Origin of the sequence: Paenibacillus pseudetheri, from assembly GCF_924513355.1 — a bacterium.
In the GTDB taxonomy this organism is placed as follows: Bacteria; Bacillota; Bacilli; order Paenibacillales; family Paenibacillaceae; genus Paenibacillus_AQ; species Paenibacillus_AQ pseudetheri.
The window spans coordinates 81,934-94,892 of sequence record NZ_CAKMAB010000023.1; the positions used below are offsets into that span (position 1 = coordinate 81,934).

At 44.8% G+C, this 12,959-nt stretch carries 10 protein-coding genes and 1 tRNA gene; 10 read left to right on the top strand and 1 reads right to left on the bottom strand.

Annotation, left to right across the window (positions count from 1 at the left end):
• The first annotated feature begins 226 nt into the window (after positions 1 to 226).
• The 4 genes from L1028_RS19500 to pstA all read left to right on the top strand — a co-directional run bounded on the left by L1028_RS19500 (position 227) and on the right by pstA (position 4,487).
• Positions 227 to 1,663: a stalk domain-containing protein gene (locus L1028_RS19500; RefSeq protein ID WP_234538103.1), complete on the top strand. Its 1,437-nt coding sequence runs from the start codon at positions 227 to 229 to the stop codon at positions 1,661 to 1,663.
• 55 nt (positions 1,664 to 1,718) lie between these two features.
• Positions 1,719 to 2,579: a phosphate ABC transporter substrate-binding protein gene (locus tag L1028_RS19505; protein ID WP_234538107.1), complete on the top strand. Its 861-nt coding sequence runs from the start codon at positions 1,719 to 1,721 to the stop codon at positions 2,577 to 2,579.
• 88 nt (positions 2,580 to 2,667) lie between these two features.
• A complete protein-coding gene (gene pstC / locus L1028_RS19510) occupies positions 2,668 to 3,615 on the top strand; it encodes a phosphate ABC transporter permease subunit PstC (RefSeq protein WP_234538144.1) in 948 nt (315 codons plus the stop codon).
• Positions 3,612 to 4,487: a phosphate ABC transporter permease PstA gene (gene pstA, locus L1028_RS19515; protein ID WP_234538147.1), complete on the top strand. Its 876-nt coding sequence runs from the start codon at positions 3,612 to 3,614 to the stop codon at positions 4,485 to 4,487. The genes pstC and pstA overlap by 4 nt, the downstream gene beginning before the upstream one ends.
• A 1,224-nt stretch (positions 4,488 to 5,711) precedes the next feature.
• Here pstA and L1028_RS19520 read toward each other — a convergent pair.
• Positions 5,712 to 5,785 (bottom strand) — tRNA-Arg (locus tag L1028_RS19520).
• A 280-nt stretch (positions 5,786 to 6,065) separates the two neighbouring features.
• Here L1028_RS19520 and L1028_RS19525 point away from each other — a divergent pair.
• The 6 genes from L1028_RS19525 (at position 6,066) to L1028_RS19550 (ending at position 12,628) form a co-directional block, all read left to right on the top strand.
• On the top strand, positions 6,066 to 6,911 hold the full coding sequence (locus L1028_RS19525) for a hypothetical protein (RefSeq protein ID WP_234538204.1): 846 nt from the start codon (positions 6,066 to 6,068) through the stop codon (positions 6,909 to 6,911).
• A gap of 99 nt (positions 6,912 to 7,010) precedes the next feature.
• Positions 7,011 to 8,345, top strand: coding sequence for a trigger factor (gene tig, locus L1028_RS19530; RefSeq protein ID WP_234538173.1), 1,335 nt, complete (start codon positions 7,011 to 7,013; stop codon positions 8,343 to 8,345).
• A 384-nt stretch (positions 8,346 to 8,729) separates the two neighbouring features.
• Entirely contained in the window at positions 8,730 to 9,320 is a 591-nt protein-coding gene (gene clpP / locus L1028_RS19535) for an ATP-dependent Clp endopeptidase proteolytic subunit ClpP (protein WP_036685049.1), read from the top strand.
• Positions 9,321 to 9,332: 12 nt separating this feature from the next.
• On the top strand, positions 9,333 to 10,589 hold the full coding sequence (clpX, locus tag L1028_RS19540) for an ATP-dependent protease ATP-binding subunit ClpX (protein ID WP_094878939.1): 1,257 nt from the start codon (positions 9,333 to 9,335) through the stop codon (positions 10,587 to 10,589).
• Between the two features lie 109 nt (positions 10,590 to 10,698).
• Complete coding sequence (gene ispG / locus L1028_RS19545; protein WP_060621818.1) at positions 10,699 to 11,826, top strand: flavodoxin-dependent (E)-4-hydroxy-3-methylbut-2-enyl-diphosphate synthase; 1,128 nt, start codon at positions 10,699 to 10,701, stop codon at positions 11,824 to 11,826.
• A 130-nt stretch (positions 11,827 to 11,956) separates the two neighbouring features.
• Positions 11,957 to 12,628, top strand: coding sequence for a helix-turn-helix domain-containing protein (locus L1028_RS19550; protein ID WP_234538176.1), 672 nt, complete (start codon positions 11,957 to 11,959; stop codon positions 12,626 to 12,628).
• Positions 12,629 to 12,959 lie beyond the last annotated feature (331 nt).

A 12,959-nucleotide genomic window follows, 5' to 3' on the forward strand; every position in this document is an offset into this window, starting at 1 on the left:
CTCATGGAGTAAAAGCTACTGCACACCGCAGAGCTATCCCCCATGAGGCTTTTTCGTGTCTAGTCCATTTGGTTTATCTGAATTTAGCAGTCTAGTACGCTAATATACCTACTTTTTCAAAAAAATAATTATAGTTAATATTTCCATAACATTCCTCTGCAACAGAGTTGACAATTGTAGACGAAAATGACATTAGCAGTTACCTATACGAAAAGGGTGAATCTAATTGAAAAACAGTAAATGGATTAGCGCAACGCTCGCTTCAGCACTTCTTGCAACAGTAGGCGTTGGGAGTGTATCTGCAGCTAGCATCGGCAGTAATGTAAAATCTGTAGCTACCAATCAAACCGCTGCTAAAACAGCAGTTAAAGAAGGTACAACTACTTGGAACGTAAACGGTACGCCGATTGTGTTTAACACCATTAATAGCAGTGGTTACAAGCTGTACTCGCTGAATCAGGTAGCTGGTGAAATTGGAGCTAAGTTAGTACTTGGAGCTGGCGGGTTTGAACTTAATGACAGCAAAGGATTACATAATGTAAAGCTCAAAACAGGATCAAAGAGCTATCAAGTAGATGGTAATTCCGAGACATTCACAGTTGCTCCAGTATTTTATAACGGTAAAACCTATGTAGAGCTTTCTAAGTTAGTTTATGCATTAGGTGGAGAGCTGGATCCTGATGCTAGCACGATTCTAAGCTTTGCTCGTCCTGAAGGATTGTTTGATACTTTGCACTGGACAGCAGCTGGAAGTCTGATTGCGAACAAAAGTGATGCTGAATCTGCTCAACTTATCAAGTTCAGCACTGAGCCAGGTAACTATGAAGTATTTTCATCAAATGACAGTGCAGTGGATTTTGCAGTATCGCCAGATGGGCAGTGGGGAGCTTTCAATGATGAGACTGGTTTGTTGAATCTGATTAACCTGTCTAGCGGAGCTACTAAAACACTGGGTACTGACAATAGTGTAAAAACGGATCTGGTTTGGTCGAACGATGGTAAAAGTATTTATTTCATCCAAGGTGACAAGCAAGAGAAAATCGCGAAAATCTCTGTAGACACTGGTGAAGTTAAATCCGTATTGGCGGATAAGGTAGAAAATAAATCCGAACTGCGCATTTCCGCTGACCAAAAGAGCGCTGTTTATATCGTTAACTTGACGGGTGTTGCTAAAAACGATGCGGACAGCACAGAAGATTCCCTTACTGTAGACTTCAGCTCTGCTGGAGAGCAGCTTTACAAGCTTGACCTGGCTATAAAAGATGCTAAACCAGCTGCACTGACAACTACACCGGATAACAAGCTGTACCCTGAAATTTCAGCGGATGGTAGCGTCGTATACCTTAGTGCAGATGCTGAGGGTAACGCTGCTAACACATTGAAGGTTGTAAAAGCAGATGGAACAAGCAGTAACATTGCACTGGATGTTGAAGTAAATTGGTCTACTGGCGTTAACAATGGTTTGGTTGTAGCAGGTTCGGCGGCAGACGGAAGCACAGTGGTCTATTCCATTGATAATAATGGAGCAAAGAGTGAGCTGTTCCGCTCCGCTGAAGACGTATCTGAAGTTGCAGTTTCGAAAGACGGAAGCAAGCTTGCTATCGTAAGCGATGGCGGTGTATGGGTGGTTCAAGGCGGTAAAGCATTGCAACTTTCGAAATAATAAATATCCCTAATCATATTTTAACGGCGTAGAGCCGAGAGGAGAAATAATACAAATGAAGATTTTCAAAAAGTTAACAGTAACGGCTCTAACGGCTGTAATTGCGGTAACCGCATCTTTCGCAGGGGTTGCAGCAGCAGCCGATTCACTTAAAGGTAAAATCACAGTTAACGGTTCAACCGCACTTCTTCCATTGACGCTTCAAGCGGCAAAAGAATTCCAAAAGCTGCACCCTAAAGTGAAAATCGCAGCATCAGGTAAAGGTTCAGTAACTGGACCTCAAGCTGTTAAAAAAGGCATCGCTGATATCGGCGCTTGCGACTGGGATGCTAGCATCGACGTACCAGGCTTCAAAGCTTTTGACGGTCAAGTAGCAAACAAAGTAGCTGTTATTCCTTTTGCTACAATTGTGAACAAAAATGTTGGCGTAGATAACCTTACAACAGAACAGCTTAAAGGAATTTACGCAGGTAAAATCACGAACTGGAAAGAAGTAGGCGGTGCAGATGCCGATATCGTGGTTATCACTCGTTCTTTCGGTTCCGGTACACGCGTTAACTATCAAGCTAAAGCTTTGGATGGCGGAGATATCGTTAAAAAAGCTAAGAACTACAAAGAAACTGGTTCTTCCGGTGACATGAAAACAGCCGTAGGAACAACTCCTAACTCTATCGGTTATATCGACCTTGTATATGTAAGTGGCGACGTAAAAGCTGTTAAACACAACGGTGTAGCTGCTACTACAGACAACGTAATCAATGGATCTTATAAGATCTGGGCTTATGGTTACTACATGACTAAAGGCCAACCTACTGGCGCAACAAAAGAATTCATCGAATACGTACAAAGCAAGAAGTTCCAACAAGGTTCCCTGAAAAAGCTTAAATTTATTCCGATCGCAGCAATGAAGGGCTAATAACATCTAAAGATCATATTCATATTGAACGGTAACAGCGGCCAGCTCCGATCTTGATACGGGGGTGGCCGCTTACAGGAGGGAAAGTATGGGGGCACCAGTCCACGGCTTGGCAACTAGGGGAAAAGAGAGCGTAACGCAGGTTAGCGCTAATCCCAAACGTCATGGTAGACATTTGTTTAGCAACAAATTGTTTAAGTTTTATTTTTTATTCAGCATTCTTGCGCTTTGCTTCGTGCTTGCACTTGTAATTCTATTTATCGGCAAAACGGCTATGCTTCTGTTCGGCCATCTCTCGCCTGCGGACTTTTTCTTTTCCTTTAACTGGACGCCGGAAGAGGATTCTTTTGGAGCGGCTGCCTTCATTGTAAATACACTTTCACTAACTGCATTAACGCTGCTGATCGCAGTTCCTATCTCGGTAGGGATGGCAGTGCTTTGTGCAGAAATTGCTCCAAAATGGATGAAGACTTTTATCCGTCCAGTGCTAGATTTATTGGTAGGTATTCCTTCAATTGTTTACGGATATATAGGCTTAACGGTATTACTTCCTTTTTTGCGCAGAATTAGTGGTGAGAGCTTAGGTGATGGCTTGTTAGCTGCTGCACTTGTGCTCGCATTAATGGTGCTGCCAACGATTTGCCGAATCAGTGATGATGCCATTGTCTCTGTGCCGCGCAAATATCGGGATGCTGCATATGCTCTTGGATCTACCCGTTTACAGGTCATCATGCGTGTAGTCCTGCCTGCGGCTAGCCGGGGAATTATCTCTGCGGTTATTCTAGGTATGACTCGTGCTGTGGGTGAGACGATGGCTGTAGTTATGGTTATCGGGAATACACCGCAATTGGCGAAGACGTTATTCACGCCATCATCGGTGCTGACTAGTAATATCGTTATGCAAATCTCCAATGTAGAGTTTGACTCTACTTGGAACTATGCGCTACATATGATGGCATTTCTCCTGCTAGTAATATCATTTGTATTAATTCTGATCATCCGCGTGCTGGGTAGAAAAAGGAGGGATGCAGCGTGAACGGATTCGCAAGTACAAAGCATACAGCGCGTGCTCAAAGAAACAATAAACTTGCAACCATAGGGTTTTATACGCTTGGGGCTTTAGTCATGCTGCTGATCTTCTGGCTGCTCTTCACGATTCTTAGTAAAGGTTTACCGGCACTTCGGCCCGATTTCTTGATTAAACAGCCGGAAGAGATTGATCCAGGTGGTGGGATTGGTCCGGTACTGTTCAACTCATTTTACATTTTGTTCATCTCGCTGTTTATTTCCGTTCCAATTGGTTTGGGTGCGGGAATCTATATGGCTGAGTATGCGCCAGATAATAAATTTACAGGGGCACTACGTATTTGTGTAGAATCTCTTTCATCGGTACCTTCGATTGTGTTCGGTATGCTCGGACTTGCAATTTTCGCGGAATATTTCGATATCGGTCTGACGATTCTTGGCGGAGGCGTCAGCCTGGCGCTGCTGAATCTACCTATGCTTGCGCGAGTGACAGAGGAAGCGGTACGTGCCGTTCCCGGGGAGATCCGCGAGGCTGGTTATGCGCTTGGGATGACTAAATTCCATGTGATCCGTACGGTAGTCCTACCCGTTGCAATGTCTGCCATAGTTACTGGGATTTGTCTCGTTGCTGGACGCGCCTTCGGGGAGTCTGCGGTTATTATCCTTACCGCTGGTCTCAGTACCTCGGGCGAAATGTGGGATTTCAATCTGTTCTCGCCGGGTGAAACATTGGCCGTACACCTTTGGTATGTACAATCCGAGGCGATTGTAGAAGATGCGCGTCAAATTGCTGATAAGTCTGCAGCCGTACTTGTATTTGTTGTTTTGTTTATCAATTTTATATTTCGATTTCCGTTATGGCTGGGAAATCGCCGGAAGTAATGAATGGGGGTCTACGGGGGAAACCTGTGGGCCTTTATTCGTAGGTAGGTTTGTATGGTGTAACCCTCCATTTAAGAAAAGCTGCGCTCAGAGGATATTACCGTTCGCTGAGAACAGCTTTTTGGAGATTTATTGGAGTCTTTATTAATGGAGAGACGAATTGTTCAACCGGCCTAGTTAGGTATTTTCGATAGGCTGATATTCTGAGATGAATTGATTACGCTCAACTTGGTGAATTTGGTGAACAAATGAGAAATAGTAGATTTGTTAAGAACTGAATTGGTGGATGGAGGATTATACGTAGAGTGCTCGGGAATCGGTGAGTTATCAAAGGTTACGCGTGGAGTGTTCACGGATTCGTGAATTCCTTGAGGACTACTTATGGATTGTTTGTTGAGTATTCGTATACAGGGAATATCTCCCTATAATTCGACGCTCTATGGTCTCTAATGCTTATATAGGGAAATCCTCCCTATAATATCCCAAATTTGATCATGAATAGAGATTTTGAGTAATATTAAAGGGAGAAATTCCCTATAAAGCTTGGTTTTTAGCGATTATAGGCAATTTTATAGGGAGGATTTCCTATAGTTACAGTCTAGCTAGGATAGATATAATCCTTTTCGATCTGGTCCTAGGAGAGTTCCACACTAGAAAGTACCTGAACGTACCCAAGCCTACATGCACTTCAAGTAACTCCGAGAAACGTCAACAGTATCCGCACCAGAACAACTGCCAAAGTTACTCTACAAACCTAATGCCCTGAACGTACCCATCCTATACGCACCGCAAGTAACTCCGAGAAACGTCAACCGTATCCGCACCAGAACAACTGCCAAAGTTACTCTACAAACCTAATGCCCTGAACGTACCCATCCTATACGCACCGCAAGTAACTCCGAGAAACGTCAACCGTATCCGCACCACCCCGGCCGCCTAACATAGGCTGTTTAACGAAGCTAACTGTTCGGTGTTTATTAGAAGTCTGACCTGAAGAGCGAAGCTGCCAGCACCTATTTTAAGCGCTCATGCCGAGCGTTTTTTCTTTCTGAACGCATTAACAGCCTCCCTGAAGGAAGGCTGTTAACGAGTCCTAGGCGGAATACAGCCCTAAAGGGCTGATTGCGAAGCGTATGTTTTCGATGCATATACTCCGACGAACCTCTGTGCTTCGCATCCCCTGAACGCAAAAACAGCCTCCCCGAAGGAAGGCTGTTACTCTGACGTCCCGGAAGGGATTCGAACCCCTGACCGTGCGCTTAGAAGGCGCATGCTCTATCCAGCTGAGCTACCGGGACATGATTGCTGGCTGAAAAGCAAGCAGGAATTATCATATCATGCCTGTTGAAGTTTTTCAAGCTGTTTTTTAAAAAGAGTACGGGGTATGCTATAATCTACAATTATTAAGTTTCGGATGAAGCTTAAGGTCTTAATAACATTTATGACGTTTTAGAATTCAATTCACATAATTAGCTATAAGGAGGTGCCCTCATTAAAGATTCAGATTCCCCTGCCACAAAAGAGAATATCGTCCTGTTTCCCAAGACACTGGACTATTATCAAATCCAGCTTACGGTGATGCTGGAGAGTGAACGATACGGGGAAGCGATGGAGCTGCTGCGTTTTTTGTTGCAGTGTCAAGGACAGGAAGAGCGAAATTACGAGGAATGGCGGTCTCTGCTGGGATGGCTCGAAACGGCTTTCCCCTATGCCTCTCAGAATGGAGATGCGGAAGGAGCCGTTCACCCCGAAGACGAAGATTTAAGGGAAGAAGATATGGCCCGTCTTTTGGCCAAATCAAAAATGACTGAGGATGCGGGGTATCCTCAAAAGCTGCTGCAGCGGATAATGAATGAGCCGCTGTCAGAGGCGACAATCCTAGCGTTAGAGCAGCTTTCTTATCTGGAAGGCGGCGGAGTCGATGAGGCGCTGACGGCATGGCTGCAGAGGGATAATGTTCACCCGCTGCTGCAATTTCGGACCCTGCAGACCCTTCGGCGGCGTGGGATGCAGGGAACAGTCCATCTGATTCGTGGTCACGAAACAGCAATTGTAGAGATTGAAAGTGTGCCGCTGCAGACAGAGGATTTTCCACCGCAGGTGAGTCAGGTGCTCGAGCGGGTAGCCGAGCAGGCGGAGGTACACGAGCCTACGCTGTATTATTTTGCACAGGAGCTCTGGGGCCAGTTCGTCATGTCGATTTATGGATCGGAAGATTATCGGAAAATACTGGATGGGGAAGACGCGCTACTAGATATTTGGGCGGGGGCGTTACACCAGTTTGTATCTGAGAGCCTAAACGGTACACGGCAGGAGGAAGAGACTCGTGGAATGTACGGCATTACAGACGGCATGCGCTTTCAATTTGAGGGGGCTTATCGTTCGCTCAAGGGTTTTGTAAAGACTTCTCTACTTGATAAATAAAGTAATGTTGTATATAATATAATGGTTATTCTGTGCGTGGATTGTAATCATTTTTTGAAGTAAACTTGTGAACCTATATTTTGGAGGGAAAAGTATAATATGAAAGCAACATGGGAAAAAATAGAGAAGAACCTTGGAGTTCTTGAAGTAGAAGTAGACGCAGAACGCGTAACAGCAGCACTTGATAAAGCTTTTAACAAAGTCGTTAAAAAAGCTAACGTACCAGGCTTCCGTAAAGGTAAAGTGCCGCGCCCGATCTTTGAATCCCGTTTTGGTGTAGAAAGCTTGTACCAAGATGCAATCGACATTCTTCTTCCTGAAGCTTACGGTGAAGCAGTTGAACAAACTGATATCTTCCCTGTAGACCGTCCTGAAGTTGATATTGAGCAATTTGCTAAAGGCCAATCCTTTATCTTCAAAGCGAAGATCACGGTTAAACCTGAAGTGAAGCTCGGCGATTACAAAGGTCTGGAAGTTCCAGTACAAAAAGCTGAAGTGACTGAAGAAGAGCTGAGCGCTGAGCTTGCTCGTCTGCAAGAGCGTCATGCTGAACTCGTAGTCGTTGAAGAAGAAGCAGCAGCTAACGGCGACATCGCTGTGATCGATTTTGACGGATATGTTGATGACGTACCGTTCGAAGGCGGAAAAGCTGAGCGTCACTCTCTTGAACTTGGTAGCAACTCCTTCATTCCTGGATTTGAAGAGCAAGTAGTGGGAATGTCCACTGGAGATTTCAAAGATGTTGAAGTTACTTTCCCTGAAGAGTACCATGCAGAGAACCTTGCGGGTAAGAAAGCAGTATTCAAAGTGAAACTGCACGAAATCAAACGCAAACAACTTCCTGCACTCGATGATGAGTTCGCTAAAGATGTAAGTGAATTCGAAACTTTGGAAGAGTACAAAGCAGATCTGAAAGCTCAGCTCGAATCCCGTAAACAGGATGAACTGAAAGGCCTTCGCGAGAACGCAGTTGTTGATAAAGCAGCAGCAAACGCTGAAGTTGAAATCCCTGAAGCAATGATCAACAGCGAAGTTGAGAACATGGTTCGTGACTTCGACACTCGTCTTCGTCAACAAGGTATGAACATGGATATGTTCCTTAGCTTCTCGGGTCAAACTCGTGAAGACTTGCAGAACCAAATGAAAGGCGATGCTGAAAAACGCGTTCGCAATAACCTGGTACTGGAAGTTATCGCTAAACAAGAGAACATTGAAGTTTCCGAAGAAGAAGTTAACGAAGAGTTGACTACTATGGCTGAAGCTTACAAACGTACTCCAGAAGAAATTCGCAGCATCTTGACAGCTAACGGTTCACTGGGCAGCTTGAGCGAAGAACTTTCTTTGCGCAAAACCATTGATTTCCTTGTTAGCAATAGTGTAGAAGTTGAAGCAGTAGAAGAAGTACCAGCTGCTGAAGACACTAAAGCTGAGTAAGATTTTTAAAATTATAAGAAGGTATAAGTTTCACGTTATACTTTATTCTTATAATTCTCGCATAAACGCTTACCGTCCTTAAAATGACGCCAAAGGCGTTTTAGCTTGACACTACTTAGAACGGCCGAGCAATCGTCCTCCATACAGATATGATAAGGCACGTAAGTTTCGTTACGTGCCTTATTTTTATCCTCGGGCACAGATATATGTAATTACATAGGTATCCGTATGAGCGTATGGTATTAAGGAAATTGGCGTGATGACGTCACTATCACAAGCAGTGGACAGGCCTACTGTAGTGAAAAAATGACATCGGGCCGTGAACGTGTTAAAATATTTTTGAAACGATAAGACTAATCTGTATAGAGAAAAGAGGTTGGTGGCATGAGTCTGGTACCAATGGTTGTGGAATCAACAAGTCGTGGGGAACGTTCATACGATATCTATTCCAGATTGCTCAAGGATCGCATTATTTTTTTAAGCAGTGCGATTGACGATGATGTCGCCAATCTGGTTATTGCTCAACTGCTGTTCCTTGCAGCAGATGATCCCGAGAAGGACATTCACTTGTACCTCAACTCACCCGGTGGTTCAGTAACAGCCGGCATGGGTATATACGATACGATGCAATATATCAAACCGGATGTTTCAACCATTTGTGTAGGGATGGCGGCAAGCATGGGATCGCTCCTTTTAACAGCTGGGGCTCCGGGCAAAAGATATGCGCTGACTAACAGCGAAGTTATGATTCATCAACCGCTTGGTGGTGTTCAAGGTCAAGCATCCGACATTTGGATTCATACCGACTGGATCCTCAAGACGAAACAGAAGTTGAATCAAATTTATGTAGATCGCACAGGTCAGCCCCTTGAAAAAATCGAACGGGACACAGACCGCGATAACTTCATGAGCGCGGAAGAAGCCAAGGAATATGGGCTTATTGACCAGGTTCTTTCTTCACCGATGAAATCTTAAAGGGGTGGTTAGATGTTTAAATTTAATGATGAAAAAGGGCAATTGAAATGTTCTTTTTGCGGCAAATCACAAGAGCAGGTTCGTAAGCTTGTAGCAGGACCGGGCGTTTATATATGTGACGAATGTATCGAGCTTTGCACGGAAATCGTGGAAGAAGAACTCGGTCATGAGGAAGAGCTTGATCTGAAGGATATTCCGAAACCAAAGGAAATCCGCGATATTTTGGATCAATATGTAATCGGTCAAGAGCAAGCGAAGAAATCGCTGTCTGTTGCGGTTTACAATCACTATAAGCGTGTGAACAGCCAAAGCAAAATCGAAGATGTTGAACTTACGAAGAGTAATATTCTTTTGCTCGGTCCAACAGGTTCGGGTAAAACGTTGCTCGCACAGACGATGGCGAAGATTATCAACGTTCCATTTGCTATCGCAGATGCTACTTCCTTAACGGAAGCTGGTTATGTCGGCGAGGATGTTGAGAACATTCTGCTTAAGCTGATTCAAGCGGCAGATTATGATGTGGAGAAAGCCGAACGCGGCATTATCTATATTGATGAGATTGATAAAGTGGCACGTAAATCCGAGAACCCGTCCATTACTCGTGACGTATCCGGTGAAGGTGTGCAGCAGGCACTTCTGAAGATTCTCGAAGGAACGGTTGCTTCGGTACCTCCACAAGGTGGACGTAAGCATCCTCATCAAGAGTTTATTCAAATTGATACGACGAACATCTTGTTCATCGTAGGCGGTGCCTTTGACGGTCTGGAGCAAATGATTAAACGCCGTATCGGTAAAAAAGTCATTGGCTTCAACGCAGCGGTTGAAGGACAAAAGGATCTCAAGGCTGGTGAATATTTGTCGATGGTATTGCCTGAAGACTTGCTAAAATTCGGACTAATCCCTGAATTTGTAGGCCGTCTGCCAGTCATCTCGACTTTGGAGCCGCTTGATGAGAATACGCTGGTGCGTATCCTTTCCGAGCCTAAGAACGCACTCACGAAACAATACATCAAGCTGCTGGAAATGGATAACGTAGCGCTGAAGTTCGAACCGTTGGCACTAGAAGCGATTGCCAAGGAAGCGATCAAACGCAATACGGGAGCCCGTGGACTGCGCGCGATTATTGAGAGCATCATGCTTGATGTGATGTATGAAGTTCCTTCACGCGATGATATTAAGGATTGTGTGATCACGGAGCAGGTCGTTCAAGAGAAGGCTTTGCCTGAATTGAACCTTAAGAAAGACAAAAAGAAAGAGGAAAGCGCGTAAGTCGCTTACCTTAACAATACATGTCACTGTCTCCACCTTTCTTCCGCTTATCCCGCTTCACTAGCGGTTGCGAAGGGGTGGAGCTTTGGCGTTATGGGGGAGAAAAATCATGTTCTTGAGACACCAAACCCGTCCTGTCAATGTTGGCGGGCTCATTATTGGGGGAAACAACGAGGTTGCGATTCAAAGCATGTGTACAACCAAAACAGCTGATGTGGAGGCTACTGTAGCCGAAATTTTACGGCTTGAGGAAGCAGGCTGCCAACTGGTACGCGTTACTGTCAACAATGAAGAGGCGGCCGCCGCGATTAAGGAGATCAAGAAGCAGATTCATATCCCACTCGTAGCGGATATTCATTTTAACTATAAGCTCGCGCTGATGGCTATTGAGAACGGCATCGATAAAGTACGGATTAATCCGGGTAACATCGGCCGTCGGGAGAAGGTAGAAGCAGTAGTTAAAGCGTGTAAAGAAAAAGGAATTCCGATTCGGATTGGTGTAAACGCCGGATCTTTAGAGAATCATCTCTTGGAGAAATACGGATATCCGACTCCGGAAGCTATGGTAGAAAGTGCACTGTACCATATTGGGATTTTGGAAGAGTTGGATTTCCACGACATTATCGTATCCTTAAAAGCATCCGATGTGCCAATGGCCATCGAAGCTTACCGTCAGGCTGCGGAAGTTATTCCTTATCCGCTGCACCTCGGGATTACAGAATCCGGCACCTTGTTTGCCGGTACAGTAAAAAGCTCCGCGGGTATCGGTGCACTACTCTCTATGGGCATCGGCAGCACCCTGCGTATCTCGCTTAGCGCTGATCCGGTAGAAGAAGTTAAGGTGGCACGCGAGCTGCTGAAGACCTTTGGTCTGATCTCTAACGCGGCCACACTTATTTCTTGTCCGACTTGCGGACGACTTGATATAGATCTTTTCTCTATTGCTAACGAGGTGGAAGAATACATTTCGAAGCTTAAGGTGCCTATTAAAGTATCCGTGCTCGGCTGCGCCGTTAATGGTCCTGGTGAGGCGCGTGAAGCGGATATTGGTATTGCTGGTGCCCGTGGGGAAGGTTTGTTGTTCCGTTACGGCCAGATGATTCGTAAGGTGCCTGAAGCGGAATTAGTGAACGAACTGAAGAAGGAAATCGATGCGATTGTTGTAGCGTACGAGGAAACTGGTGAAATTCCAGGCCGCGCACACGCTAACCTTGCACCTCCGGTGCAATCGAAGTAACCTGATCTTTTATGAATTTATGACTCATTAATAATATGTGGCGAAGAACGCCCTGTTACACTCTGGTATATCCGGTGGTGGCAACGGGGCGTTTTTTTACGTGGAATAAATTAATCAGGGGGAACATCGAATGAATTATGAACAAGCCCACGAAGTATTTATTGAGAGGCATCTAGCAAGCAGGACTGGTGAGAGACGGGGACGATTGGAGAGAGGGCATCGCCACGCTGAAGAAATGTTTTTGCAGAATGTATGGTGGCCGCTTCGCGGGGATTTCAATGATCTACATCCGGAGTATGAGGTGCTGGATTGGCGAGGACGTTCTTATTTCGCGGATTATGCCTTTTTGCCGGGGCCAATAAAACTCTTGTTCGAGATCAAAGGGTATGCAGCGCATGTGAGGGACATGGATCGGCTGAAATATTGTAATGAGCTAAACCGTGAGACGTTTCTGTACGGAATGGGTTACCAAGTAATCTCATTTGCCTATGACGATGTGGAACAGCGCCCTGAGTTATGTATTACACTGCTAAGATTGGCGTTAAGCCGCTACCAAATTGTAAGTGCACCGAGTGGTGGAGCAATTCTCACGGAGAAAGAAATTATCCGATATATAGTTGGAAAAGCGGGTGTAGTTCGACTTAAAGATATAGCAGATTATTTCGCGTTAGATCCTAAAACGGTACGATTGATGCTTATGAGATTATGCGAGAAAGGCTGGCTGAAAGCCGTAAAAAGGGAAAATGGCGTTAGAAATGTAGGTTATGAGTTAGCTCGGGATGTCCTATTTTACTGGGATTGATTAGCATGAGTTGAGGGGAGTGGTTAGGGATGAGTGTATTGTGAGAAAGAGCTGCACTTCAAAAGTAACTATGATTGTATGCCTGTTATAGGGAAAATCTCCCTATAAATAGACCGATTTTGCTCGAAAAGTGAGTTTATATGGAAAACCTCCTTATAAATCCACTAAAAGTAGCTGTTTTTACGTGAATCAACGTAATATAGGGGGGAATAGACCTAGAATATAAAGTGGACACCTCGTTAAGAGATTAAGATAATGAAGATATCTAAGGAGGTGTTCACATGGGTGAACAGCGGCAGCGGTACAATGAAGAGTTTAGGAGAAAGACTGT

Coding starts and splice junctions, on each gene's coding strand:
- L1028_RS19505 (WP_234538107.1), top strand. CDS start 1,719: ATGAAGATTTTCAAAAAGTTAACAGTAACGGCTCTAACGGCTGTAATT.
- pstC (WP_234538144.1), top strand. CDS start 2,668: ATGGGGGCACCAGTCCACGGCTTGGCAACTAGGGGAAAAGAGAGCGTA.
- L1028_RS19525 (WP_234538204.1), top strand. CDS start 6,066: ATGCTGGAGAGTGAACGATACGGGGAAGCGATGGAGCTGCTGCGTTTT.
- tig (WP_234538173.1), top strand. CDS start 7,011: ATGAAAGCAACATGGGAAAAAATAGAGAAGAACCTTGGAGTTCTTGAA.
- clpP (WP_036685049.1), top strand. CDS start 8,730: ATGAGTCTGGTACCAATGGTTGTGGAATCAACAAGTCGTGGGGAACGT.
- clpX (WP_094878939.1), top strand. CDS start 9,333: ATGTTTAAATTTAATGATGAAAAAGGGCAATTGAAATGTTCTTTTTGC.
- ispG (WP_060621818.1), top strand. CDS start 10,699: ATGTTCTTGAGACACCAAACCCGTCCTGTCAATGTTGGCGGGCTCATT.
- L1028_RS19550 (WP_234538176.1), top strand. CDS start 11,957: ATGAATTATGAACAAGCCCACGAAGTATTTATTGAGAGGCATCTAGCA.